28 protein-coding genes are annotated in these 26,386 nt (G+C 51.6%); 26 read left to right on the forward strand and 2 right to left on the reverse strand.

The annotated features are described in order from the left end of the window. The first annotated feature begins 35 nt into the window (after window positions 1-35). From LK536_RS42095 to LK536_RS42180, 18 genes are all read left to right on the forward strand, one after another. Complete coding sequence (locus LK536_RS42095) at window positions 36-1,034, forward strand: ABC transporter ATP-binding protein (RefSeq protein WP_025484078.1); 999 nt, start codon at window positions 36-38, stop codon at window positions 1,032-1,034. After that, entirely contained in the window at window positions 1,024-2,016 is a 993-nt protein-coding gene (locus LK536_RS42100) for an ABC transporter ATP-binding protein (protein WP_008724484.1), read from the forward strand. The genes LK536_RS42095 and LK536_RS42100 overlap by 11 nt, the downstream gene beginning before the upstream one ends. Beyond that, on the forward strand, window positions 2,009-3,427 hold the full coding sequence (locus LK536_RS42105; protein WP_227794461.1) for a Sapep family Mn(2+)-dependent dipeptidase: 1,419 nt from the start codon (window positions 2,009-2,011) through the stop codon (window positions 3,425-3,427). The genes LK536_RS42100 and LK536_RS42105 overlap by 8 nt, the downstream gene beginning before the upstream one ends. A 60-nt stretch (window positions 3,428-3,487) precedes the next feature. Then, the gene (locus LK536_RS42110; RefSeq protein WP_008724488.1) at window positions 3,488-4,162 is read left to right on the forward strand and encodes a GntR family transcriptional regulator; all 675 of its coding nucleotides are present in this window, start codon (window positions 3,488-3,490) and stop codon (window positions 4,160-4,162) included. A 197-nt stretch (window positions 4,163-4,359) separates the two neighbouring features. Further along, complete coding sequence (locus LK536_RS42115; RefSeq protein WP_025484074.1) at window positions 4,360-5,124, forward strand: GntR family transcriptional regulator; 765 nt, start codon at window positions 4,360-4,362, stop codon at window positions 5,122-5,124. A 100-nt stretch (window positions 5,125-5,224) separates the two neighbouring features. Next, window positions 5,225-5,944, forward strand: a complete 720-nt coding sequence (locus LK536_RS42120; RefSeq protein WP_025484072.1) for a GntR family transcriptional regulator — start codon at window positions 5,225-5,227, stop codon at window positions 5,942-5,944. A gap of 185 nt (window positions 5,945-6,129) precedes the next feature. Next, complete coding sequence (locus LK536_RS42125; RefSeq protein ID WP_227794460.1) at window positions 6,130-6,549, forward strand: PTS sugar transporter subunit IIA; 420 nt, start codon at window positions 6,130-6,132, stop codon at window positions 6,547-6,549. Between the two features lie 11 nt (window positions 6,550-6,560). After that, window positions 6,561-7,034 (forward strand): PTS sugar transporter subunit IIB, encoded by a 474-nt coding sequence (locus tag LK536_RS42130; RefSeq protein ID WP_227794459.1) that lies wholly within the window; start codon window positions 6,561-6,563, stop codon window positions 7,032-7,034. Window positions 7,035-7,044: 10 nt separating this feature from the next. Continuing rightward, a complete protein-coding gene (locus LK536_RS42135) occupies window positions 7,045-7,815 on the forward strand; it encodes a PTS mannose/fructose/sorbose/N-acetylgalactosamine transporter subunit IIC (RefSeq protein WP_008724498.1) in 771 nt (256 codons plus the stop codon). Next, window positions 7,802-8,620 (forward strand): PTS system mannose/fructose/sorbose family transporter subunit IID, encoded by an 819-nt coding sequence (locus LK536_RS42140; RefSeq protein ID WP_227794458.1) that lies wholly within the window; start codon window positions 7,802-7,804, stop codon window positions 8,618-8,620. The genes LK536_RS42135 and LK536_RS42140 overlap by 14 nt, the downstream gene beginning before the upstream one ends. Window positions 8,621-8,663: 43 nt before the next feature. Then, window positions 8,664-9,662 (forward strand): SIS domain-containing protein, encoded by a 999-nt coding sequence (locus LK536_RS42145; RefSeq protein ID WP_227794457.1) that lies wholly within the window; start codon window positions 8,664-8,666, stop codon window positions 9,660-9,662. 27 nt (window positions 9,663-9,689) lie between these two features. After that, window positions 9,690-10,547, forward strand: a complete 858-nt coding sequence (locus LK536_RS42150) for a PfkB family carbohydrate kinase (protein ID WP_227794456.1) — start codon at window positions 9,690-9,692, stop codon at window positions 10,545-10,547. 5 nt (window positions 10,548-10,552) lie between these two features. After that, window positions 10,553-11,194, forward strand: coding sequence for an HAD family hydrolase (locus tag LK536_RS42155; RefSeq protein WP_040382162.1), 642 nt, complete (start codon window positions 10,553-10,555; stop codon window positions 11,192-11,194). A gap of 324 nt (window positions 11,195-11,518) precedes the next feature. Continuing rightward, window positions 11,519-12,421, forward strand: coding sequence for a PfkB family carbohydrate kinase (locus LK536_RS42160; protein WP_227794455.1), 903 nt, complete (start codon window positions 11,519-11,521; stop codon window positions 12,419-12,421). A gap of 56 nt (window positions 12,422-12,477) precedes the next feature. Next, the gene (locus tag LK536_RS42165) at window positions 12,478-13,962 is read left to right on the forward strand and encodes a sugar ABC transporter ATP-binding protein (protein WP_040382164.1); all 1,485 of its coding nucleotides are present in this window, start codon (window positions 12,478-12,480) and stop codon (window positions 13,960-13,962) included. Window positions 13,963-13,964: 2 nt separating this feature from the next. Further along, a complete protein-coding gene (locus LK536_RS42170) occupies window positions 13,965-14,927 on the forward strand; it encodes an ABC transporter permease (protein WP_008724514.1) in 963 nt (320 codons plus the stop codon). Between the two features lie 45 nt (window positions 14,928-14,972). Further along, entirely contained in the window at window positions 14,973-15,995 is a 1,023-nt protein-coding gene (locus tag LK536_RS42175; protein WP_227794454.1) for a sugar ABC transporter substrate-binding protein, read from the forward strand. 60 nt (window positions 15,996-16,055) lie between these two features. Then, window positions 16,056-16,892 (forward strand): TIM barrel protein, encoded by an 837-nt coding sequence (locus LK536_RS42180; RefSeq protein ID WP_227794453.1) that lies wholly within the window; start codon window positions 16,056-16,058, stop codon window positions 16,890-16,892. On the opposite strand, the gene LK536_RS42185 is transcribed toward LK536_RS42180, so the two are convergent. After that, complete coding sequence (locus tag LK536_RS42185) at window positions 16,887-17,612, reverse strand: GntR family transcriptional regulator (protein ID WP_008724520.1); 726 nt, start codon at window positions 17,610-17,612, stop codon at window positions 16,887-16,889. The two genes, LK536_RS42180 and LK536_RS42185, sit on opposite strands and share 6 nt — an antisense overlap. 219 nt (window positions 17,613-17,831) lie before the next feature. Here LK536_RS42185 and LK536_RS42190 point away from each other — a divergent pair, with 219 nt between their 5' ends. Further along, window positions 17,832-18,845 (forward strand): SIS domain-containing protein, encoded by a 1,014-nt coding sequence (locus tag LK536_RS42190; RefSeq protein ID WP_008724522.1) that lies wholly within the window; start codon window positions 17,832-17,834, stop codon window positions 18,843-18,845. A gap of 93 nt (window positions 18,846-18,938) precedes the next feature. Here the strand turns inward: LK536_RS42190 and LK536_RS42195 are convergent, their stop codons facing one another. Further along, the gene (locus LK536_RS42195; RefSeq protein WP_008724523.1) at window positions 18,939-19,649 is read right to left on the reverse strand and encodes a GntR family transcriptional regulator; all 711 of its coding nucleotides are present in this window, start codon (window positions 19,647-19,649) and stop codon (window positions 18,939-18,941) included. Between the two features lie 256 nt (window positions 19,650-19,905). Here LK536_RS42195 and LK536_RS42200 point away from each other — a divergent pair, with 256 nt between their 5' ends. From LK536_RS42200 to LK536_RS42230, 7 genes are all read left to right on the forward strand, one after another. Continuing rightward, window positions 19,906-20,355 (forward strand): PTS sugar transporter subunit IIA, encoded by a 450-nt coding sequence (locus LK536_RS42200; RefSeq protein ID WP_008724525.1) that lies wholly within the window; start codon window positions 19,906-19,908, stop codon window positions 20,353-20,355. A 53-nt stretch (window positions 20,356-20,408) separates the two neighbouring features. Beyond that, window positions 20,409-20,894: a PTS sugar transporter subunit IIB gene (locus LK536_RS42205; protein WP_025484056.1), complete on the forward strand. Its 486-nt coding sequence runs from the start codon at window positions 20,409-20,411 to the stop codon at window positions 20,892-20,894. 18 nt (window positions 20,895-20,912) lie between these two features. Beyond that, the gene (locus LK536_RS42210; protein ID WP_025484055.1) at window positions 20,913-21,701 is read left to right on the forward strand and encodes a PTS mannose/fructose/sorbose/N-acetylgalactosamine transporter subunit IIC; all 789 of its coding nucleotides are present in this window, start codon (window positions 20,913-20,915) and stop codon (window positions 21,699-21,701) included. Next, window positions 21,701-22,534, forward strand: a complete 834-nt coding sequence (locus LK536_RS42215; RefSeq protein WP_034576905.1) for a PTS system mannose/fructose/sorbose family transporter subunit IID — start codon at window positions 21,701-21,703, stop codon at window positions 22,532-22,534. Before LK536_RS42210 ends, LK536_RS42215 begins: the two co-directional genes overlap by 1 nt. Window positions 22,535-22,545: 11 nt before the next feature. Further along, window positions 22,546-23,679, forward strand: a complete 1,134-nt coding sequence (locus LK536_RS42220) for an SIS domain-containing protein (RefSeq protein ID WP_008724531.1) — start codon at window positions 22,546-22,548, stop codon at window positions 23,677-23,679. Continuing rightward, window positions 23,676-24,323, forward strand: a complete 648-nt coding sequence (locus tag LK536_RS42225) for an HAD family hydrolase (protein WP_227794452.1) — start codon at window positions 23,676-23,678, stop codon at window positions 24,321-24,323. The genes LK536_RS42220 and LK536_RS42225 overlap by 4 nt, the downstream gene beginning before the upstream one ends. A gap of 277 nt (window positions 24,324-24,600) precedes the next feature. Then, window positions 24,601-26,274 (forward strand): ABC transporter substrate-binding protein, encoded by a 1,674-nt coding sequence (locus LK536_RS42230; RefSeq protein ID WP_120056602.1) that lies wholly within the window; start codon window positions 24,601-24,603, stop codon window positions 26,272-26,274. The last annotated feature ends 112 nt before the right edge of the window (window positions 26,275-26,386 follow it).

Genomic DNA, 26,386 nt, shown 5'->3' on the forward strand with positions numbered 1-26,386 from the left:
TTCAGGACGTTCCATACGAAAAGCGAGGTATTTAAATGTCTGAGAATTTGATTGAAGTAAAAAAACTCGTAACCCAGTTCTCCGGTAAGAATGGAACGGTTACTGCTGTGGACGGCGTATCCTTCAATATAAAGAAAGGGGAAACCCTTGGGATTGTAGGTGAGTCCGGCTGCGGCAAATCAGTGACGAGCATGTCAATTTTGAGGCTGATTCCTCCCCAGTCCGGTAAGATTGCATCCGGCGAGATCCTGTTTGAGGGCAAGGACCTGACCAAGCTTTCCGACAAGGAGATACGCCAGATACGTGGAAACGAGATTGCAATGATCTTTCAGGACTCCATGACAGGCCTGAATCCGGTGATGACCATCGGAAAGCAGCTTGTAGAAACAATAACCGCGCATAGTAAGATGGATAAAAAACAAGCCTGGGCAAGGGCCGAGGAGATGCTTATGAAGGTAGGCATCCCCTCCCCGGCCCAGCGCCTTAAGGAATATCCCCACCAGCTTTCAGGCGGCATGAGGCAGCGTGTCATGATTGCCATGGCCCTTTCCTGCAATGCCGCGCTGTTTATTGCCGATGAGCCGACCACTGCCCTGGACGTTACCATCCAGGCACAGATACTGGAGCTTATGAGGGAGTTAAAGGACAAGGAGAATAAGTCCATCATGCTGATTACCCATGACATGGGCGTGGTTGCGGAGATGGCGGACGACGTCATGGTCATGTATGCGGGCAAGGAGATGGAATACGGGGATGTCAAGAGCATTTTCAAGCATCCGCTCCACCCTTATACCCAGGGACTCTTAAAGTCCATACCGCGCCTGGACCAGGATTCCTCTGAGCGCCTGTTCAACATCCCGGGTTCCGTGCCGGACTTAAGTGAAATGCCAAAGGGGTGCAGGTTCTGTACCAGATGTACGCAGGCGTGCAGCAAATGCTTCGAGCAGGAGCCGGGACTCTATGAGATAGGGGAACAGAAGGTGCGCTGCTGGAAATACGCGCCGGAGGGAGGTTTTGGACATGATGGGGAATAGCAATGTACTGGTGGAACTGAAAGATGTGAAGAAGGAATTTGTCACGGCCAAGACCTTCACGGGGAAACCCCTGAAAATCGTACATGCCGTGGACAAGGTGAACCTTTCCATCTATGAAGGCGAGACCATTGGCGTGGTAGGTGAGTCAGGATGCGGAAAGTCCACTCTGGGGCGGTCCATATTAAGGCTCATCAATCCCACGGCAGGCCAGGTCCTCTACAGAGGGGATGACATTACAAAATACAACAAAGAGCAGATGCGCCAGATGCGCCGGAAGATGCAGCTCATATTCCAGGACCCGTATGCATCCCTGAACCCGCGTATGACGGTCCTGGAGCTGATCAAGGCCCCGTTAGACGCATTCGGCACAGGAACCAACGAGGAGCGGATCCAGAAGGTAAAGGAAATCATGGAGCTGGTAGGAATGCCGGAAAACATGATGAACCGTTATCCCCACGAGTTCTCAGGCGGCCAGAGACAGCGTATCGTCATTGCCAGGGCCCTTGTGCTGGACCCTGAGTTCGTGGTATGTGACGAGCCTGTATCCGCGCTGGATGTGTCGGTCCGCGCACAGGTGCTGAACCTGATACAGGACCTGCAGAAGACCAAGAAGCTGACCTACCTTTTCATTTCCCATGACCTGAGCGTGGTCAAGTATGTGTCTGACCGCATCGCGGTCATGTACCTGGGAAGGATTGTGGAGATTGCGTCCAAGGATGAGCTTTACAATCATCCGCAGCACCCCTACACAAAGGCCCTGCTGTCCGCAATCCCCATTCCGGATGTGGATAATAAGATGAAGAGGGAAATCCTCACAGGCGATGTACCGAGCCCCTTGAATCCTCCGGCCGGATGCTATTTCCATACCAGGTGCAGATACGCATCTGAGCGGTGTTCGGCAGAATGTCCGCAGCTTCATGATGTGGGAGGCGGACACATGGTGTCCTGCCATTTGTGTGAGGAGGAACAGGACCATGTTTAAACCTGACAGCAGCTTAATGCAGGAAATTGATCAGTGGATAGAGAAGAACAAAGAAGCATTCGTAAAGGACTTAGACCGTCTGGTGGCTGTTCCCAGCATCTCGGTACATGGGGATGATACCTATCCTTATGGGAAGGAATGCGGCCGTGTGCTGGATGAGATGACAGCCCTGGCCGCGGGGTACGGGTTCCATGTTAAGAACCATGAATACCACTGCGGCAGCCTGTTGGTTAAGGGAACCGGGGACAGCCCGCGCAGGATCGGCATCTATGCCCATCTGGATGTGGTGCCCCTGGGGGAAGGATGGCATAATCCTCCTCTTAAGTGTACGCAAAAGGACGGCTTCCTCATCGGACGCGGGGTGGGGGATAACAAAGGCCCGGGCATCTGCGCCCTGTACGCCCTGCGGTATCTGAAGGAACACGGCATTGAACTTAAAAATGACGTGTTGGTTTATTACGGGCTGTCTGAGGAAACGGGAATGCAGGATATAGAATATTTCTGCAGGACACAGCAGGTCCCGGATTTCAACCTGGTGGCGGACACCAACTTCCCTGTGTGTTACGGGGAAAAGGGGCTGATGCGCGCTGACATTGAGCGGAAGATTGAGGGAAACCTGGTATCCTTCCATGGCGGAAGCGTGGTGAATGTGATACCTCCAAAGGCAGAGGCCGTCATAAGCGGTGTAAGCCTTGAAGCCGCCAGGGAGAAGCTTGGGGATATTGAGGGAATCAGTGTGGACCGGGACGGGGAGTCTGTGAAGGTGACGGCCCTTGGGATTTCCCGCCATGCCGCATTTCCGGAAGGGTCCGTCAATGCCATCCAGGAGCTGTCCAAAGCCCTTGCAGGCAGCGGGCTTCTCACCGGCAGCGCGGCCCATGGGGTGAAGGCCGTGGCAGCAATGACTTCTGACTATTACGGTGAAAGCTGCGGCATACCGTTTGAGGACAAGGAGTCCGGCAGGCTTACCTGTGTGGGCAGCGTGATCCATGCCCAGGACGGTGTGATGAAGGTATCCTTTGATACCAGATATCCGGTGACCGTGGATGGGGATGAGGTGGTGGATGGATTTAAGAAAAGGGCAGAATCCCTGGGGTTTGCGGTATCCGTGGGGGAACTGTCGGCCCCGGCCTATGTGCCCCTTGATAATCCCTATATCCCGGTACTCAGTGAAATCTGCGACTGCGTCCAGGGTAAGCACTATGAACCATATACAATGGGCGGCGGGACTTACTCCAGGCACCTGCCATGCGCCATCGGTTTCGGACCGGGCGTGCCCGATGCCCCCAATCCCTTTGAGAATGGCCACGGCCAGGGACATCAGCCAGATGAATGTGTGCCTTTTGACATGTTGCTAAAAGGCCTGAAAACATATATAATATCCCTATTAGAGTTAGATTGTATGCTATAATGCTAAGGGGAACATAAAACAGAATAAGTTTGGCTGAACAGGACATGGAGGGGGAAATAAATGGGAAGCGGTAAGCCTTCGTCACTAAAGACTGAGATATATGATTCTATTCTGAAGGACATTATAGAGGGAAATTACAAGCAGAATGAAATTATCAATGAAAAGCAGCTGATTGAAAAGTATGGGGTCAGTAAATCCCCGATCAGGGACGCACTGATTGAACTTTGCAGCGAAGGCGTACTCATCAGCCACCCGAGATACGGGTACGAGGTGGTCAGGATTAATGAAAAGGAGATACGGGATATTGTTAACTTCCGTATCATGATTGAGACCGGCTGCTTAAGGGACGCGGCCACCATCATGACTAAAACGGATATCCGGGAATTAAGGGAATTCACCCTTACGGAGTGCAGCAACAGCGATGAGGACACCACCATCCTGGAACACTGGGATAACAACAGCAGGTTCCATCTCAGGCTGCTTTCCTACAGCGGCAACGATTACTGCTACAGCATGCTGCAGAAAAGCATCGGCATCATGACAAGGGCTTATGCCCAGAGACACTGGGAACGGTGGGGCACCATTTCCATACGCATGGGGTGTGAGAACCATCTGAAGGTGATTGATTACCTGATGGAGCAGGATGTGGACCGCGCGGTGAAGGAGCTGCGAGGGGATATTATATCTTTTCTTGATATCCTGTATCCTAATTATGGGAATAGGATGTATGTGTGATAATTGAATATGGATGTAACAGGCGGTATCTGGATTGTTGAAAACAGGTGCCGCCTGTTTTATGTAATTATTTGTATAAAACGTGTATTCCAATTTTACTAGCATATGATATAATGTAATATAATATTATATTAACACATAAAACATCATTGCATTTCCTTATGGGATTGATAAGATGTCTTTGAAAGAGGTGGAATATGCTGAATGCAAATAGTGCGGTGCCCTTATACCAACAGGTGGCGGAAGACATTAAGAACAGGATAACCAGCGGGGAGTACAGCCCGGGACAGGCCCTGCCCAGTGAGTCCAGGCTTTGTGAGCAGTACAATGTAAGCAGGATTACCATCCGCAATGCAATTGCCGACCTGGTGGAGCAGGACCTTCTCATCACACACCACGGCAAGGGGACATTCGTGCAGACACCTAAGATTTCCTCAAGCCTGAATACATTTAAAGGGTTCACCGTGTTCTGTCATGAGAACAACATCAACGCGTACACCCATATGCTGGGCATGAAGCGGCAGAAGCCCAATACGGCCATCATGAAAAAGCTGGAGCTTACGCCTGAGGATGACGTGGTATACCTGAAGCGCCTGCGCCATGTGAATGATAAGCCGGTCATGATTGAGCATGTAAGCCTTCCGTGCAGCCAGTTTGAATTCCTCCTGGATGTGGATATGGAGAACCAGTCCCTCTATGAGGTGATTGAGCGCCGTACAGGCATGCGGCTGGAGGATAACTGTTACACATCCATTACCCTGGAGACCAGTATTGCAACGGAAGAAGAAAGCCAGCTGCTTAAATTTGATTCGCCCCAGTCTGTTTTTGTGCTGATGGAGACAGTCATTACCCATACAGGCATACCGGTCCACTATACCAAGCAGATACTTTCAGGCAGGCATTTCAAGTTTTTCCTTTCCAATAAGGTAAACCAGCTGTCCATGAACTGGAATGAGGTTTAGGCTGTATCAATACTTCTCTGATTTCTGCTGAAATATGTTGTAAAATGTATTATGATGTATTATAATATATTTACTACTAACAATAGAAATGGAGAGTGTGATGGGGACAAGTAAAAATGTAAATCCGGACAGTATGACACCCATGTACAAGCAGATTATTGACATACTGGGCCGGAAGATTGAGGAGGGGGAATTAAGGCCCGGGGACAGGATCCCATCTGAGGCAGAGCTGATGCAGGCCTACCATGTGAGCCGCATCACGGTGCGCTCGGCCATCAACGAGCTGGAGGAGGACGGGATGGTGGTCCGCTCCAGAGGGAAGGGAACCTTTGTGGCTTCCAGGAAGGCCCTGTATTCCGTGGACGACCAGATCGGTTTTACCCATTCCTGTTTTCAGGAGGGCAAGGTGCCGAGGACAGAGGTATTAAGCGTGTCCTGGATTTATCCCACCAGGGCGGACGTGGAATTTTTCGGTATTGATGAAGATGAGACGATCCTGTGCACCAGGCGCCTGCGCTATGTGGATGATGTGCCTACCATGATTGAGGTAAACCACTACAACCGTATGTTCGGATTCCTGGAACGGGAGGATTTAAGCCAGTCGCTGTTTGAAATCCTCCAGAAACATAAAATCAGGCTGGGAGGGCATATACGTATCCTCGAGGTGTGTTACGCCAATTCCTCTGACGCAGGAATCCTGGGAGTGAAGCCCGGGGCGGCATTGCTGCTGTTTACGGATAAGCATGAAGATTCCGGGGGCAGCCCCCTTTACATATCCCGGCAGATGTACTGCACGGAGCGCCTTAAGTTTTATGTTTAAGCCCGTCGTATGGTTGGATATCAAGGAAGGGTATCGGGTAAGTGTATCAAGTAAGAGATAGCATTTTGAACTGAATTTCAGTTTAAAATGCTATTTTTTATATTGACAGGGAATATGACATGATGTATACTTGTGGTAACATAATGTTATATAATGTATTATAAACAGAAGAGAGGAGTGGAAATATGGAGCAGTTCCTGTTGGCCAGTCATGGTTCCCTTGCGCGGGCCATGAAGGAGACAGCGGAATTTCTTTTAGGGGCAAATGAAAATGTCCATTGTCTCTGCGCCTATGTGGATGAAGCGTCCATGAACCTGGAGAAGATGGTGGGGGAGTGGGTGACGGGCAGGAAACCGGAAGAACACTGGACTGTCATTACAGATATCTTCGGAGGCAGTGTGAACAACGAATTCATGAAGTACACCGGGGACCGGAGGTTTAACCTGGTTGCAGGTATGAGCCTGCCTCTGGTCATTGCACTGCTTAACCATCCGGACGCAGTTGATCCGGACACCATCCGGGCCGTGCTCGCCCAGGTCAGGTCATCCATTGTTTACTGCAACGATATGGTGGAAAACCAGGATTTGGAAGATGAAGATTTTTAAGGAGGAAGAGTATGATTAAATTAGTCAGGGTGGATCACAGGCTGCTTCACGGACAGGTGGCAATGGCATGGACACAGTCCCTGGATGTGGATTGCATGCTGATTGCCAATGATGCAATCATGAAAGACGATATCCGGAAAACCACGCTGAAGCTGGCAAAACCAAATGGGGTAAAGCTTGTGATGAAGAACATCGAGGACTCCATCACGGCACTGAACAGCGGGGTTACGGACAGATATAAGCTTTTTATCATAGTGGAAAGCATCGAAGATGCCCACCGCCTTGCCACATCCTGTAAAGATATAAGGGAAATCAACCTGGGCGGCTGCAAGCCCAGGGAGGAAGCGGTTAAGAAGCTTTATAAGACCATACCGGTATCGGCCGGGGATGAGGCGCTTTTAAAGGAGCTTATGGAGGCAGGAATCAGGGTTGGGATACAGCAGGTTCCAAGTGATGCAAGGATTGAAGTAAAGGAAATCATTTAGGAGGAGAATTATGTTAGCGCAGGCAATTTTAATCGGATTCATAGCAATGTTTGTAACATTCGAATGGATGCTGGGTACCAACCTGGGGTCACGTCCCATTATAACCGGCGTGCTGGTAGGCCTTGTGATGGGGGATCTGAAGACAGGGATCATCCTTGGCGCAACCCTTGAGATGGTCTTTATCGGTTCCATCACCCTTGGGGCCGCTGTCCCGCCGGACGTCATCACAGGAGGAATCCTGGGAGCTGCATTCGCCATCTCAACCGGCAAAGGCGCGGACGTGGCCCTGGCCCTGGCATTTCCCATCGCGACCCTGTATCTTGTGGTGGATAACCTGCTTACCCTTGTGCTGCTTCCCGTGTTTGTCCATAAGGCTGACAAGTATGTGGAAAGAGGTGAATTCAGGAAGATGGAAATGATGCATATCCTGGGCGGCTTTGTGGTCAAGAGCCTTCCCCGGGGAATCATATGCGCCGCTGCGTTTTACCTTGGCACGCCGGTGATGAACCGGGTTTTGGAGTCCATCCCTGAATTTGTACAGAACGGCCTTGTGGCGGCAGCCGGATTCATTCCCGCCCTTGGTATTGCCCTGCTGACACGTATGATACTTACGAAGAAAACCGTTGTGTTCTTTGTGCTGGGCTTTACGGTCAGCGCATATTTACGGATCCCCATGCTTGGGATTGCCCTGCTTGCAAGTGTGCTTGCAGTGATACTGGTAGAGCTGCAGAGCAGCCAGACCGTTGTAAAACAGGAGGTAATGGAAGATGAGGACTTCTAATAACCAGATTACGAAAAAGGACCTGATGTCCATCTACATACGTTCGCTTTCCCTTGAGTATTCCTGGAACTATGAACGCCAGCAGCATATGGGGTACTGCTTCGCCATGCTCCCTGCAATCAGGCGGATATATGAGAAAAAGGAAGCCCAGATCGAGGCGGCCAGACGTCATATGGAATTTTTCAATACAACCCCCTATGTGTCCACCGCCATCATGGGGATATCCACTGCCATGGAGGAGAGCAATGCGGATAATGCTGACTTTGACACCTCTTCCATCAACAGCGTAAAGGTTGCGCTGATGGGGCCTCTTGCAGGAATCGGGGATTCCATGTTCTGGGGAACCCTCAGGGTAATCGCAACCGGGATCGGTACTTCCCTGGCGCTGAACGGGAACATACTTGGACCCATCCTGTTCTGGCTGATTTATAACATACCGGCGTACCTGGTGCGCTACTGGTGCCTGAAGTTCGGATACGGCTTTGGGACCAGCTTCCTGAACCGGATTGAAGAATCCGGCCTGATGCCCAAGCTGACCTACGGGGCTGCCGTCATCGGCCTTATGGTCATCGGCGCAATGATTCCTAACATGATTAACATACAGATAGCGGGAAGCCTGGGGACAGGGGAATCTGCAACGGCCGTACAGGCCATCCTGGACGGCATCATGCCAAGCCTGCTTCCGCTCCTGATGACACTGGGTGTGTACGGGCTTCTGCAGAAAAAGGTCAAGGTTTCATGGGTGCTTGTAATCCTTACATCCCTTGGTATCATCGGTGCGTTATTTGGCATATTTGTGGTGTAAATCAAGACTGGGAATGATTTAAGATATAGGAGGAGAATGAAAAATGGTAAAGTTTGACGAACAGGCAATACTGGAAAATGGAGCTTACATCTATGCCATGAGGCAGGAGATTGAGGCAATTGCGGATACTGTGTGCGGTAAGGGATTTGACAATATCCTGTTCACCGCATCCGGCGGTTCCCTTGCGATGATGCAGCCGTTTGATTATATGATTTCCGCCACCTCCAGGCTGAATGTACAGTCCCAGGTGTCGGCGGAGCTGCTTACAACCGGCAACAGCCATCTGACGGACAGGACCATTGTGTTCATGGCATCCAAGTCAGGTGACACCAGGGAAACCGTGGAGGCAGCCAGGTATGTGAAGGAAAAAGGTGCCACAGTCATATCCGTCCTTGGAGTGGAAGGCTCCCCTCTGGGAGGTCTTTCTGACCACACGGTCATCTATAAGGATGGCCGTCCGCAGGAATACGTGTTATATATGCTGGTTGGCAGGATATTGTACAACATGGGCTATTTTGACGATTATGTCCAGTTTGCAGATGAACTTAAGAATCTGCCGGCAGCCCTTGTGTCCGTGGGAAAGGAAAGTGATGGAAAGGCCAGGGAGTATGCCATGAAATACAAGGATGACTCGTATCAGATATGGATCGGATCCGGCAACCTGTGGGGGCCCACCTATTCCTTTGCCATGTGCGTGCTGGAGGAATCCCAGTGGCTCCGCACAAAGTCTGTCACCTCCCCTGAATTTTTCCATGGGACCATCGAACTTGTGGAAAAAGGTGTGTGCGTTGCCCTTAACATGACAGAGGGCCAGACCAGGGTGCTGGATGAGCGCGTTAAGAACTTTGTCCAGGAGCATACCGATGACTTTACCGTGTTTGACACGGCGGATTACCAGCTTCCCGGAATCAGCCGGAAGTTCAGATGGCTCCTCTCACCGGTGGTAATCAACGCTGTCCTGTCCAGGGTAAGTAAGAATTTTGAGGAAATCAGGAACCACTCCCTGGATATCCGGCGATATTACAGGAAGCTTGAGTATTAAAGATTGGACAGGAGCGGGATGACAGACATGAAGATAGCTGGTATAGGTGACAATGTAATAGACCGGTATATGAACATGGGCGTCATGTTTCCGGGCGGGAACGCGGTGAACGTGGCTGCCCACGCAAGCAGGCTGGGGGCCGTGGCGGCCTATGTGGGAAGCATCGGGGCTGACCGGGAAGGCCGTATCATACGGGATGCCCTTACGGCCCTTAATGTGGACCTGTCCCAGTGCATATTCCATGAGGACAGCACCACTAAGAAGTGCGATGTGAACGTGTATGACGGGGAGCGGGACTACATAGGGGCGGACGAAGGGAAGAACTGGGCCCACACCACACGGATAAGGGATTGTGACGTGGATTATCTGAGGGATTTTGATGTGGTGCACACCAGCTGCAATGCCAAGCTTCATGAGGATGTCCATAAACTTCAGGACCTGCAGGCCATGGTCACATTCGATTTTTCCGTAAAGGATAAGTACCGCACCCATGAATTCCTGGAACTGACCTGTCCCTACCTGGAACTGGGACAGTTTTCCTGTGAACATATGGAGACAGAGGCAATCCGGGAACTGATGAGGAAGGTATATGGACATGGCTGCAGGAACGTGGTAGCCACCATGGGGGAGCGGGGACAGCTGTTCTACAACGGAAAGGAATTTGTGGAAGGAAAAGCCCGGTATGTCAAGGCCCTGGACACCATGGGGGCGGGAGATTCCTTTATTGCGGCCGTGATTGTATCCCTTCTGAAACAGGGATGGAAGAAAGGGATTACATTGACAGGGGACGCAATCCGTCAGGCGCTTCAGGACGGTGCGTCTTATTCAGCGGAAAACTGCCTTTGCGAGGGCGGTTTTGGATTCAGGAACCGGATTGAGGGGTGACAGGGATGAAGTGGGTTATATTTGATTTGGACGGGACTTTGAGCAGGACGGACATTTTCATCGTGCCATCCATCCGGGCGGCCATGGAGGAAGCGGGGCTGAGGGAGTGGACGGAAGAGGAAATCCGCATGACCATAGGGGAACGGGCCGAGGAGACAAACCTGAAGCTGTTCGGCCAGGAAAGGTGCGCCCGGGCAGATGGGTTCTGGAAATTAGTTGAGCATTATCAGGAAAATGTATACAAGAATATGGAAACCGTGTACGACGGTGTCCAGGAGATGCTTGACAGCCTGCATCACAGGGGATACCGGACAGCGGTCTGTTCCAACGCGGACCGGGATTATATTGAAATGATGTTAGGCAGGCTGGGGATACGGGATAAGATAGATAAAATCCGGCCCGTGATACCCGGAAAGGATAAGGCGTGTTCCCTGGCAGCCCTTCTGGATGAGATAAAGCCTGAGGCCGCGGTCATGGCAGGGGACCGTATCTACGACGTGGCAGCGGCAAAGGCCAACCGGATTCCCTCCATTGCATGCCTTTACGGCTGCGGGACAAGGGAAGAACTCAAGGAGGCCAGCTGCTTTGCCCAATCCCCGGCAGAGGTTGGCAGGCTGGCGGACGCCCTGCTAGGGAAAAAAGAATAGGGACAGATGAAAAGGATATCCCGGACGGGGATGTCCTTTTTTGATGGCCGCGATGCGCAGGGAAATGACGCCATGTGCCGGGGAAAACCGCCAAATGCCGGAAATTGCCGGGAAGTGCCAGGATATGCCAGGATATGCCGGAAACCATACCGCATCCCCGGCAATTCCCGGCATTTGTGCCAGTTTCCTGTGGGCAATCACAATTTTTATCAACAAAATACATAAAAAGGTATTTACAAAAGACAGGCGGTGTGATACTATAACGTCATAATACATTATGTATCGATATAATGATGAATGAAACAACTAAAGGAGAGGTGAAGTATGCTTAGACTCATAGGGGTAGGAGACAACGTGGTAGACTGCAACTACACCACAGGCATCATGTACCCGGGAGGAAACAGCCTGAATTTTTCAGTCTACGGCCGCCAGCTTGGGCATGAAACCGCGTATGCGGGGGTTTTGGGCACGGACATCCAGGCAGACATGGTGGTCCATGCGCTGAAGGATAAAGGGGTGGATATCTCCCGCTGCGTCAGGGTGCAGGGAGAGACCGGAATCTGCGGTATCCGGCTGAAGGACGGGGACCGCACCATTACGGATGAGAATGACGCTGGCGTGGTGAAGTCCCATCCGCTTCAGATTACAGAAGGACTGCTGGAATACATCAAGACCTTTGATGTGGTCCATTCCAGCTGTTTCAGCCACATTGAGGACCAGCTCATAAAAATCAGGGAGACAGGGGTCACGCTTCTGTATGACTTCTCAGATGTGTGGGAGGAGGATGACCTGGCTGCGGTGTGTCCGGATATAACCATTGCATTCTTTTCCGGCAAGGAATTAGGGGAAGGGAAGCTAAAGGAGCTGCTGTACCGGTGCGTGCATGGGTACGGGTGCAGGCTGGCGGTGACCACCATTGGGAGCAGGGGAGCCATCGTGTATAACGGAAGGAAATACTACAGGAAGATGCCTTATAATTTTGAAGCGCCGGTGGTGGACACCACAGGGGCGGGGGATTCCTGGATAACGGCCTTCATTGCCTCCTACATAGAGAATGACAGGCGTATGTCCAGGCTGCATGAGGAACAGCTGCCTGACTTCACGAGGCAGGCGGACAGGGAGGATTACGAGGACCAGCTGATTGAATTCAGCATGTGCGCCGGCAATCTTCTGGCCAGGCATAACTGCCTGGTGGAAGGGTCCTTCGGATACGGGGCGGCATTTTAACCGTTTGATTTGGGAAAGGAGGCAGGACCTGCAGTCTGGGACCGCAGGGAAAGCATATGAGTGATACGATATTGAAAATGCAGGGAATATCTAAATTTTACGGCGGTATCAAAGCCCTGGAGAAAGTGGACTTTGAACTGTACCGGGGAGAAATCCTGTGCCTCTTGGGGGAAAACGGGGCAGGCAAGTCAACGCTGATGAAGATACTCTCCGGCGTGATTGAGCCTTCGGAAGGTGAGATTTTCCTGGAAGATAAGAAGATAAACATTAAGAACCCAAACATAGCCCACCACCTGGGAATCAGCACGGTCCATCAGGAACTGGTACAGTTTGCGGACATGACCATCATGGAGAACATCTATATGGGAAGGTATCCAAAAAAGGGCGGCCTGGTGGATTTTAAGACACTGAAGGAGAAGACCCTGGAGCTGATGGACAGCCTGGATATCCATTTCAATCCCTTTTCCTATATCAGGGACTTAAGCGTGGCACAGAGACAGATGGTGGAAATCATGAAGGCCGTGTCCTTTGACTCTAAGATCATTATCTTTGATGAACCCACGTCTTCCCTGACAACCGAAGAAACCACGGTGCTGTTCCGCATCATTGCGGACCTTAAGAGCAGGGGCATTTCCATGGTATACATATCCCACAGGCTGGAGGACATCTTTGCAATCGGGGACAGGATCACGGTCCTTCGGGACGGCAGGAACTCAGGCGGGGGAATGGTAAGTGAACTGAATACGGACCAGGTCATATCCCTGATGGTTGGAAGGAATGTGGAAAACCAGTTTCCCAAGGTCCATGTGGATATCGGGGAGGAAATCCTCAGGGTAGAGCACATAAACAATGAGTATGTCAAGGATGCGTCCTTTGTACTGCATAAAGGGGAAATCCTTGGTTTCGGCGGATTGGTGGGCGCGGGACGGACCGAGCTCATGAGGGCTGTCATGGGACTTGATAAGGCATCGGGGACCATCTATAAGAATGGGAAGGTGATTGTGAACCACAACCCCACGGAGGCCATCCGCAATAAATTTGCCCTGGTTCCTGAGGACAGGAAGGACCAGGGGCTGGTACTGTTGTTGTCCATCCTCAAGAACATCGAGATGAGTTCCCTTCCGGAGCTGTCCTCAGGCGGCTTCATGAACTCCCAGAAGGAAAGGGAGTGCGCGGCTGAATATATGAAACGCCTGCAGGTAAAGGCAGCGGATGTCAACCAGGCGGCCGGGGATTTAAGCGGCGGGAACCAGCAGAAGGTAGTAATCGCAAAATGCCTTGCCACCAGGCCGGATATCCTGATTTTAGACGAACCCACCCGGGGCATTGATGTGGGTTCCAAGGCAGAGATTTATGAGATTATGAATCAGCTGGTATTGCAGGGGGTATCCATCATCATGATTTCCTCTGAACTTCCGGAACTGCTTAATATGAGCGACCGGATCATCATCATGAGGGAAGGGAAGATAACCGGCGAGCAGAACATGGGAGAAGCAACGGAAGAAACAGTAATGAAGCTGGCAACTAAGGAGGCAGTTTAATCATGAAAAATAAATCCATCCAGAAAGTATTGAACAATTCCAATTTTAAATCTTATTCCGGCCTGATCCTGGTCATCATCGTGGTGAGCGTGTTCATGAGCATCCGAAGCGAGAACTTCATGACACCTACCAATATCCTGAATGTATTAAGGCAGATATCCGTCTATGGGATCCTTGCCTGCGGCATGGCGTTCGCCATGATGACAGGGGGAATCGACCTGACGGTAGGATCCACTGCCGGCGTATGCGGCGCATTGGTAACCAAGTTTGTGGTGGAAGGGAACATGCCCCTGGTGCCCGCCATCCTCATAGGGCTTTTAGTGGGCGCCCTTTTAGGACTGCTCTCAGGCATCTTTATCGCCAAGACAGGAATCCCTCCATTTATCATGACCCTGGGCATGCAGATTACCCTGAGAGGGGCATGTTACCTGATCTGTGAGGGAAAGCCCATCGGCAATATACCGGACAGCATGCTTCAGCTGGGCATCGGCTCCCTGGGCGGGATCCCCATCCCCATTTTCTTCATGCTTGGGACATTCGTGGTGGTTGGGATCATCCTTTCAAGGACTTCCTTCGGCCGTTCCGTCTACGCGGTGGGCGGCAACTACCAGGCAGCCCATCACTCGGGCATCAATGCCCAAAGGGTCATCATGTATGCCTACATGATCAGCGGTATCTGCGCTGCCCTGGCAGGCGTCATACTGTCAGCCAGGAATGCTTCCGCACAGCCCACGGCAGGCAATGCATTTGAGACAGAGGCCATTGCTGCCTGTGCAATGGGCGGCGTGTCGTTCAGCGGAGGAAAAGGCGCGGTGGTCGGCATATTCTTCGGCGCGCTCCTCATGGGCATCATCAACAACGGAATGAACCTCCTCTATATCAGCTCCTACTGGCAGCTGGTGGTTAAGGGAATCATCATCATAGCGGCAGTTATCTACTCCATCTTTAACAGCAGGAAGAAATAAAAAGGAAACTATAAAAAACCAAATAAATTTCAGGAGGAAAACAAAATGAAAAAGAGAATGGCAACCATGATCCTTTGTGCGGCAATGACGGCATCCATACTGGCAGGATGCGGTACGGGTAAGGAAAGCAATGCGCCGGGCGGCACTGCGGGAGGAACAGCCACAGGCACATCCCAGGATACCGCTGCAGCGGCCCAGGGCGAGGGGAAGGACGGTTACACCATTGCGGTTCTTGCATGGTCCCAGGCAGAGGAGTTCGGCGTGGACATTATATCCGGAGCTGAAAAAAAGGCGGCGGAGCTGGGCAATGTAACGGTTGTGAAGCCCGACCCGGCCGGTGACATGCAGAAGGAGATTGCAATCCTGGAGGACCTGATACAGCAGGGCGTGGACGCCATCTGCGTGGCTCCGGTGGATGCCAATGCCATTGTTCCCTATATAGATAAGGTAAGGGAAGCCGGAATCGTGCTGGTGGACTATGATATTGACACGGAAGCACAGTGTGATGCCAAGGTGCTTTCCGATAACGCGGCAGGCGGGGCCATGGCAGCGGATTATCTGGTACAGGAGATGGGGACAGAGGGCAAGGTGCTGATCCTTACCGAGGTTCCCGGGGTCACAACCGCAGAGGAACGTATCGCCGGATTCAAGGACCGCATGGCTGAGATTGCCCCCAATGTGGAGATGGTCGAGCAGCTTTCCAATGGTACGAGGGACACCCACAGGGCCACGACCGAGAACATGCTTCAGGCACATCCTGACATCACCGGAATCTTCTGCTTCATGGGCGACAATTCCCTGGGCGCTTATACTGCCTGCAAGACCAACAACAGGCAGGACGTGCTGATTGCCGGATATGACGCGACACCGGAACAGCTGGACATCATGAAAAATGACGGACCTGACTGCAACCTGATCTGCTCCGTTGCCCTGTATCCCAAGAAAATCGGTTACGTTGCCCTGGAAACCGCCTACAACATTCTGGAGGGTGAGGAAATCAGCGATGTTGTCTGGACTGAATTGGGACTCCTCACTGCAAAGGATGCTGATTCCTTTGAGGCAGAGTAGGGCATATCCGGGCGGAAGCGGGTCCCGCCATACGCCCGGGAACGTTCAAGGAGGAAACAGATGAAATTTTCGTTCTTAACATACCAGTTCTGCCGCTTTGGCCTGGAGCATTCATTTAAGATGGCGCAGGAATATGGGTTTGAAGGGGTGGAAGTCTGGGGAGGAAGACCCCATGCTTATGCCCATGACATGGGCAAAGAGGAGATACATGCCATTCTGGGATGGAAAAAACAGTATGGGGTGGAGATATCCATGTTCACACCTGAGATACTGGCATATCCATACAGCCTTACCTCGTCCATGGAAAAGGAACGCAGGGAAACCATTGAATACCTGCTGAAAAGTGTGGAGACAGCCGCAAGGCTGGGGACCGATAAGATGCAGATAACCGCCAAACACCCGGGATATGGGGTGAAACGGGAAACCGTATGGGGATACCTGGAAGAGGGAACATCCATCCTTTGCAGGAGGGCCGGGGAACTGGGGGTGGACATCATCCTGGAATCCCTGTCACCCTCGGAGGGGAACACCATCACCTGTGTGGATGACATCCTGCAGCTGCAGGAGCGGGTTAATAGTCCCGCCCTGTGCGCCATGATTGACATGGTTCCGCCCTTTATTGCCAATGAGCCATATTCCGACTATCTTGAGCGCCTTGGGGCATCCATGAAATACGTCCATATATGCAACGGGGACGGGGCCACGGAATTCCATATGCAGCTGGATGACCGGGACGGGGTGATTCCCGTGACTGACTTTTTCCGTATCCTGAAGCGGTACGGCTATGACGGATGGTGTTCCCTGGAACTGTTAAATCCCTACTTCAGGGATCCGGAGCTGTACCTCTCCCAGGCGGTGAGGACCATCCGGCGTATCCGGGAAGAACTGGATTTATAAATAAAATATCATGTTCTGGGTGTTGTAGAGCTGTTTGCAGACGAACAGGGGATTGCCCTGGCTGTCTGACTGGTAATCCCGAAACAGCAGCAGAGGGGAGTTGCGCTTGATTTCCAGCAGTCCGGCCTCATTGGAGGACGCGTTGCTGATTTCAAGGGTCCTCCTGCTGTTGTGCACCGTGATACCGTGGGCGTGCAGGATTGAGAACACGGATCCCTCCAGGTTTTCATGGAGAAGAAAATCATACTTTCTTGGAAAGTAGAGGGTTTCCAGAATGGACGGATGTCCGTCTATGTAGCGGAGCCGTTTGATTTCAATGACCTGCTGGCTTTCATCCACCGCCAGGAATTCACTGTCGGCATGGGTGGGATAAGCGTATTCTACGGACAGCACCTGGGATTTAAGCACCTTGCCTGCCTGGCGGCAGGAATCAGTCAGGCCAGTGGTATCATTGGCGGACTGAAGCTTTTTCTGCGGAGCCACAAAGGTGCCCTTTCCCTGGCTGCGCACCAGAAGCCCGTCTGTCACCAGCTCTGAGATCGCGCCCCGGATTGTCACACGGCTTACGTTAAAGTCCTTCATCAGTTCAAACTCAGAAGGAAGCTTTTCTCCTACCTTCAGTTCCCCTTTGCGGATGCCTTCGGAGATAATGCTGGCCACCTGCTTGTACATGGGGGTAATGCTGGAGGGGTCTATACTGCCTGCATCGAAATGAATCATAAATATCACCGTCATTCTGCCCTATGGGGCGTTATGTCCGAACACGTCCCAGGCAGGAATCCTTTCTTAATACAATATAATATGACATAATCCGTGTTTTTGCAAGTTCCCATAAAGAAATTGGGAAAAAGAAAAAAAGTACTTTACAAAATACATTACGTGATGTAATATAACATCATAGGACGACATAATAAATTTAAATCCAAGGAGGAACCAGATATGTTTAATTTTGACATTCCACGTTACGAAAAGGTAGTCAGCGAGGCAATTGCCTTAAGGCCGCAGATTGAGAAAGCGGTAGACGAGATATGCAGCCAGGGTTACACCAATATTTTCTTTATCGGCTGCGGCGGCACATACGCCCATTCCCTTCCCATGAAGTACTGGCTGGATACAACATCACAGATTGATACATACAGTGTGATTGCGGCTGAGTTCATGGCAGCGGGCCACAGGAAGTTCACCAAGGATTCCGTATGTGTATTCTCCACCAGAAGCGGCAACACAAAAGAAATCGTGGCGGCTGCAAAGTACTGTAAGGAAGCCGGCGCCCGCACCGTTGTATATGTGTCCAATGACAATACCCCTGTCTGCGAATTTGCCGACTACAAGCTGTTCAGCTTTGCAGAGGATGACTGTCTGTGTGAAGCCATTTATACCTATATGATTGCCCTTCTGGCAAGGTTTAAGAAAAACGCAGGGGAATTTGACAAGTACGAGGAATTCATGGATCAGTACGCAGGGATTGTGCCATATCTGATTAAGGCAAAGGAGCAGTACGAGGACAGATGTGCGAAAATGGCACAGGAGCACAAGGATACGGATTATCACATGGTAATCGGCGCAGGTATGATGTGGGGAGAGGCCTACGACTATGCGATGTGCATCCTGGAGGAGATGCAGTGGATTAAGACAAAGTCCATCCACGCAGCCGAATACTTCCATGGGACCCTTGAACTGGTGGAGGAGGATACAAGCCTCATCCTGTTCTACGGCGAGGATGAGACAAGGCCGCTGATGGACCGTGTGATGGATTTCTCCAAGAAGGTCACAAAGGTAATCAATGTGTTTGACACCAAGGAGATTGAACTGCCTTTCACCGAAGCAGAGTACAGGAAGATTGTTTCCCCGATGGTGATGTATGCAATGACGGAGCGTCTCAGCTGCCATCTGGAGAAGGAGAGGAACCATCCTCTGACAACCAGGAGATATTACCGTCAGATGGAATATTAATTCAGGTTTGGTCCAGGGAGATTGAGGAGATAGAAGAAAATAGAAAAAGGCGTGGGCCTGGCGGCTGTGTGGCTGCCAGGCCCATGTCCTGTATCAGAGGGTAATCCGGTAAGTATACATGCTTCCTATATAATAGGTCTCAATATATTCCAGTATATCCCCGTTGTCCAGATACGTATTGTGAAATGATTTCAGCAGCGCCTCATTCTCTATCCCCAGCAGCTTCTTTTGCTCCTCAGTGGGCAGGGTGGCTGTCAGCGACAGGTCCATGGACTGTACGTTCAATCCGAGTTCCTTCACATATTCAAAGAAAGAGTGCTCCAGCCGGGTCACATCAATGGCCGGAAGGACCCTGCAGGGGACATAGGTATAGCTGATGCAGATAATCATGTCATTGCCGGTCCGGATGCGGGAGAAATAATGGACCATATCGTCCCCGGCCACGTTCAGGGCCTGGGCAGCGGCTTCAGGCAGTTCGCTTCCCCGGTATATCCTGTAGTCCACCAGCCGGGAACCGGGCGTCAGGCCAATGGAGCGCATGTCTTCTGAAAAGCTTTGAGGTATCCTGACAATGGGTTTCTGTATATGTACATTGGTCACGAAGCTGCCCTTGCCTGCCACCCGGTTGATATAACCCTTGGATGCAAGGGATTGGATTGCCTTGTTCACGGTCATCCTGCTGACCTGGAACGTGTCACACAGCTCCGCCTCGGTGGGAATCTGGTCACCGGGCCGCAGGATCCCGCCTTTTATCTGATTGAGTATGGAATCTTCTATTTGTATATACTTAGGTTTGCCTGACATGGAAATATCTCCTTTTATCTCACAATTATTCTAGTCTATTATATAATGAAAATTAATAAATGTCTATACATAAAGCGCCGTAAACCAGAAAAAACTTTATGAAAATTACTAAAAACCTCTTGAAAAGTATATGCGCTTATGGTAATATATAACCACGCGGACAAATGTATATACAAAGAACGATAAAAGATATATGCAATTGGACTGATTTAAGGAAGGAAATGGAAATACAAATAGATGGAAAGGAGGATGGACAATGAAAAATATGGTGCTGGTTACCCATGCGGATTTTGCAAAGGGAATCCTGACCTCCCTGAACCTGGTGCTGGGACAGGTGGAGCACGTGGATTACGTGAGCATCACGGCAAAGGAAACCATACCTGAGATAGCTTCCATGATTGAGGAAAAAATCACAGGCTTTGGCAGCAATGGCCCCACGGTGGTGCTTACGGATATCGCAGGCGGAAGCACCACCCAGGCAGCCATGAAGCTGCTGGGGGATGGACGGAAGGTGTATCTGGTAACAGGACTGAACCTGGGGCTGCTTTTGGAGATAGCGCTGCTTCCGCTGGGGGAAGGGGAAGAGGCTGACAAGGGGATGCTGCGCACAGCCATTGAGAATTCCAGGTCGTCCATGTATCTGGTAAACGACATGATGGAATCCGGCCCGGATACAGATGCATCCGGGGATTTAGGGGAACTGTAAGGAAATAAAGGAAACTGCAGCAATGTTTTTAGGAAACCATAGGAGGAATAGGAATGATTAAGTTATTGAGGGTAGATGACCGTTTAATCCATGGACAGGTGGCTGTCAGCTGGACTTCCTATCTGGGGGCTGACACCATTGTGGTTGCCAACGATAAGGCGATTACGGATAAGTTGATGCAGATGGCATTTAACATGGCGAAACCTCCGCAGGCAGTGCTGTCCATCAAGTCCCTGGATGGCGCCGTGGCCGTCATTAATAATCCAAAGCATGCGGCCAGGACCATTTTCGTGGTGACGGCAAGCGTGGAGGATGCACGGTACCTGATGGAGAAATGCCCGTCCATCCCCAACCTGTGTGTGGGAGGCGTCCGTCAGGCGCCGGGAAAGAAGATGGTGGAACGCCAGGTGTACCTGGATGGGAAGGATATGAAGGGACTGGAAGAAATCCATGCCATGGGAAAGGATGTGTACCTTCAGGCAGTGCCCACTGAGAAGAAACTGTCCTATGAGGACATTGTAAAAGAGTATAACAAGTAAAAGAAGGGGGAATGTGTGATGTTATTTAAAGCATTAATTTTGGGAATCCTTGCAGGATTCGCCATCTGGGACGGCCGTGTATGCGGACAGCATATGTTTGACCGGCCAATCGTGACCGGACCTATCGTAGGACTGATTCTTGGGGATGTACATACAGGCATCGTGATGGGGGCTTCCCTGGAGCTGGTCATGATGGGGATTGTGGGAATCGGCGCGGCAACGCCGCCGGATGTGGTCTCAGGAGGAATCCTGGCAACGGCATTTGCCATCATGTCCGGCCTTGATATGGACGCGGCCGTGGCGCTGTCACTTCCAATCGCAACCCTGGCCCAGTCCGTGGGCATCCTGGACAGGACCATTAATACCACCTTCCTGCACTGGGCCGACAGGGCGGCTGAGGAAGGGGATTACAAGGGAATCTCAAAAGCCCTGTGGGCAGGGGCATGGCTGTTCTGGTTCAGCTCCTTCCTGGTTGTATTCCTGGGCGTGCTGCTTGGATCCAATACCATAGCCGGTTTTGTGGCTGCCCTGCCTCCGTTCATCCTGGGCGGACTGAAGGTGGCAAGTGGGATGCTTCCCGCACTGGGAATCGCAATCCTTATGCAGCTTATATTCGATAAGACCAATGCGGCATATCTCTTTGTGGGCTTTGTACTGACGGCGCTGCTGGGCATGAGCACGGTAGGCGTGGCGATTGTGGGCGCTACCATTGCCTATGTGGTTTATCAGCAGGCCATGCAGAGAAAACGCGACATGGCATCCATGGCAGTTAACACCATGTCAGATGATTTGGGAGGTGAATTATAATGGCAGGCACCAATGAAACTTTTAAAGAGGGCGGGATCGTCACAAAAAATGATATGCGCAGTGTATTCTGGCGCTCCTTCCCATTACAGGCATCCTTTAACTACGAACGTATGCAGAACGTGGGATTCTGCTATTCCCTCCTTCCGGTGTTAAAACGCCTGTACCCGGAGAAGAAGGAGGCGTCCGAGGCATTGAAACGTCATCTGTCCTTTTTCAACACAACGCCTCAGCTGGTGACCTTCATCACAGGCGCATGCATTGCCATGGAGGAGGAAAATAAAAAGTCCGGCGACCAGTTTGACATTGAATCCATTGCTGCTTTGAAGGCAGCCCTGATGGGACCCATTGCGGGAATCGGCGACTCCTTTTTCTGGGGTACCTTCCGCATCATCGCGGCAGGCATCGGCTGCGGGCTGGCGGCCCAGGGCAGCATCCTGGGGGCAATCCTGTTCCTCCTGATATTCAACATCCCCCACTATGTAGCCAGATGGTACGGGCTGAAGCTGGGGTATAAGAGCGGTGTCGGGTTCGTGGAAGCTGCCCAGGCATCGGGTATGATTGAAATACTTACAAATTGCGCCAAGGTCATGGGACTCTGCGTGGTCGGGGCCATGATAGCCTCCATGGTCTCCTTCTCAACGCCCCTGGTGCTTACCATGGGAGAGGCAACTGTTGAGATACAGGGTGTGTTTGACCAGCTGCTGCCTTCCGTGCTTCCTCTGGGACTGACTTTTGGGACATTTGCATTATTAAAGAAAGGATTTAAGACCACCACGATCATGTTCGGCATGATTGCCATCGGCATTGTGGGTGCGTTCTTCGGTATTTTATGATGGAATCTAAGATGTTTGAATACATATGTGAGACACCGGCCGTGCTGACCGATATCATTAACAGAAGAGAAGAGATAACAAAGGGCTTTGTAAGCCATTTTAAGGATGTGGAGATTGAGCAGATCTATGTAATCGGCTCCGGCACCAGCTATCACGCCGGCCTGGCAGCCAAGCTGTATCTGGAGGAGCTGCTGGGAATCAAGGTATTTAACATGTATCCGACCCAGTTTGCAAGGGAGGAAAAGGTATTTAATCAGAAAACCCTGGTAATCGGCATGTCCCAGGGCGGCCAGAGCCTGTCCACGGTGGAAGGCCTGGATTCCGCAAGGGAACGCGGACTGCACACGGCGGCCGTGTCCGAAAACCCGTCGGCACTTATCTTTGAACACGCCGACACATCCACTAAGATTGAAGTGGGGAATGAAAAATGCGGGGCAAAGACCAAGGGCTACGCAGGAACCACTGCTACCCTCATGATGATGCTCACGGAACTGGCCATTGCAAAGGGCATGGCCACGGAGGAAAAGGCGGCTGGATACAGGGAGCGCATGTTCCGGGTCATTGGCAACCTGGGGAAGGTCACGGACGCCGCCGTGGAGTGGTATAAGAGGATTAAAGACGAGTTCCTTCCGGCAAAGCGGGTGATTGTTGTGGGATATGACGGCATGTACTGTGATGTGCTGGAAGGCGCCCTTAAGATCCTGGAGACAGTCCGTCAGGGCGTGAGCGGGTATGATATCGAAGAATTTTTCCACGGTATCTATAACTCCATCACGGACAGCGCCCACATCTTCTACCTGGCTTCCAGGGGAGACTATAAGCCAAGGACCATGAAGCTGGTTGGGATACTCAGTGAGTGGACGCCGCATAATTACCTGATTGCATCGCCGGATGGCGTGGATGTGCAGTCTGACAAAAACCTGATTGTGGAATTCGTGGAAGACCCCATGTTCTCCTGCTGGGAATACATCATTCCCCTTCAGGTGGTGGCCTGCATGGCGCCCCAGGATTTGGGGATTAACCCGGACATACCTAAGGATCCTGAATTCCACAAGCGGATTGGCAGCAAGAAGCTGGACGGGGTGCGCGACCACTATGTGGCCCAGGAGGATGCATCTTTGAACACAGCGGTCCTGGAGAAATGATGATCCGTGCGGCGATATTTGACATGGACGGCCTGATGTTTGATACGGAGCGTCTTTATGGGGATGCCTGGTTGTATGCCGGAAGGGTAACCGGTTTCCCCATTACGAAGGAGCTGTTAAACCGTACCAGGGGAGCGGACCGCGGATCCTGTATCAGTGCGTTCAGGGAAGCGTTAGGGGATACATTTGATTTTTACGCTGTGCGCAGGTACAGGCAGGAGTATGTGGACGGGTATCTGGAAAAGAATGGGATGCCTCTGAAGCCAGGATTAATGGAACTTTTAGGTTATCTGAAACACTCTGGCTACGGTATCGGACTGGCCACCTCCACGGATGAACCCACTGCCAGGGAGTACCTCGGGATGGCGGGGGTCAGTGGATATTTTGACTGTATGATATTCGGGGATATGGTAAAGAAAGGTAAACCGGCCCCTGATATCTACCTTAAGGCGGCAGAGACACTGGGCAGAAGGCCGGATGAATGTATTGTCCTGGAGGATTCAATCCTGGGGGTCAGGGCGGGCGCCGCGGCCGGATGTCATGTAATCATGATACCGGATGAGGTGGAACCCGGGGAGCGGGAGAAGAAACTGATAACCCGCAGGATGGACAGCCTGATGGATGTGATTGCGTATCTGGGATAGGGGATATTTGAATACAATAAAAGGAAACGGCCGGGGCGCTCCAGGAACTGTTGGGGCGCCCCGGCCGCGGTCATGGGAAGGCCAGGGCCTCTGCCTGGTGTATTACTGGAATTTTATGCACAAGATTCAGCTTTTCATTTAAAATCACATATGCTAAAATAGGTACAGATAAATCACAGCTATTGACTTTTCCCAGCTGTGATGATATAAATAAAACCATACTAAATTACTATGAATAGTGTGCTTTGAATGAGGAATATTCTCAGGAGGAAACAGGATGAAGAATAAAAATACAATGGCTAAGAGGTGCGTTTCACTTGCCCTGGCCACAGTCATGGCCCTGTCGCTGGCAGGATGTAAGGCAGGGGGGAACGACGCGCCCCAGCCAGGAAGCGGGACAACGGGCCAGACCCAGGCCGGACAGGCCGGGGGCAGCGCTGCCGGGGAAAAGATCGTGAACATCGGTGTGACCAATACCCTGAACACCCTGAATCCCCTTCTGATGGACGGGATGGAGATGAACAAATACGCCACCGGCCTGATGTTCCTTCCTCTCATGGAACTGGACGGGGATATGAATTTTGAAGGGATGCTGGCGGATTCGGTGACGGCTGAGGATGACCGGAATTTCCTTGTGCATATAGATGACAAGGCGGTCTGGTCCGACGGACAGCCTGTAACCGCGGATGATGTGGTATATACGGCCCTGCGCATATGCAGCCCCACCATCGGCAATATGGCCATGATGTATTATGTATTCGAAGGCGTTGGGGATGACGGATTCGTGGCGGAAGGCGCAGACCATGTGGAAGGCATCACCAAGGTGGATGACAAGACCGTCCGCTTTACCACCAAGGCGCCCATGTCCCTGATTACATTTAACAGCTCCTATGCACGGTATCTCATGACGCTTCCAAAGCATGTGATTGAGAACATGAGCGAACAGGAGCTTATGTCCGACCCGTGGTTCAATCGCCCGGATGTGGTGAGCGGGCCATATAAGGTGACGGAATTTGACAGGGACCACTATGTATCCTATGAGGCTAATAAGGACTACTGGAAAGGCGCCCCCAAGATTGACCGGCTGAACATCAAGATCGTGGAGGGCAGCCAGCTGTATGCGGGCCTTAAGTCAGGTGAGATTGACGTGACCCAGAACACCCTGAGCGCCATCCCGCTGGAGGATTATGAGAGCATCCAGGCGCTGGAGAATGTGACCACCTCCTTCGGTGAACCCATAACCAACCAGTCCGTATTCATCAACACCACCAGCATAACGGATGCCAGGGTGCGACAGGCCATGGTCTATGCCATTGACCGCGGCCAGATCCTGGAGCAGCTGTTAAAGGGCTACGGGGAGGTTTCAGAAGGTTTCCTGTCCTCGGCAAGCCCCTACTTTGACGATACCATCACCCCACTTCCATATGACCCTGAGAAGGCGAAGTCCCTTCTGGAGGAAAGCGGATGGGACAGGAACCGGACCATTAAGTTCAGCATTAACTCGGATGACAGCACCTTTGTCAATGCTGCTTCCGTCATTGCCGCACAGTGGGCTTCGGTGGGCATCAAGGCGGAGATCCAGACCATGGACATCAATACCCTGATGGCCAATGCAGCAAAAGGTGATTTTGACGTGATGGCAATCCAGTACACCTATCCGCCGGTGGATCCTTACGCCGACGTGGCCTGGCTCCTTGGAGGCGAGGGCAGCTGGACCGGGTATGGCAATGATAAGATTAACGAGGCCCTGTCCAAGGTATCCCTTACCGATGATGTGGGCCAGTTAAAGGAACTGTACTCCATTGTTGACAGGCAGGTACAGGAGGACGTGCCCATGTTCTCCGCCTATATCATCAAGACCATGGCTGGCGTGAACAAGCGTCTTGTGGGTGCCAGGCCAAGTGTCTATGGTTTCCTGAACCATGTGGAACAGTGGGATATTGCCCAGTAAGCCAATTGAATCGCTAATATACAGAATCCCGGGGGGCGTTTGCTCTCTGGGTGTTCTTGATTCAGACCTGTTTCGGCCTGGCTGCCGCAGCAGGTCTGATAAATCAGTTCAT

The sequence above is a fragment of the Clostridium pacaense genome, from assembly GCF_020709765.2.
Taxonomy (GTDB): Bacteria; Bacillota; Clostridia; order Lachnospirales; family Lachnospiraceae; genus Enterocloster; species Enterocloster hominis.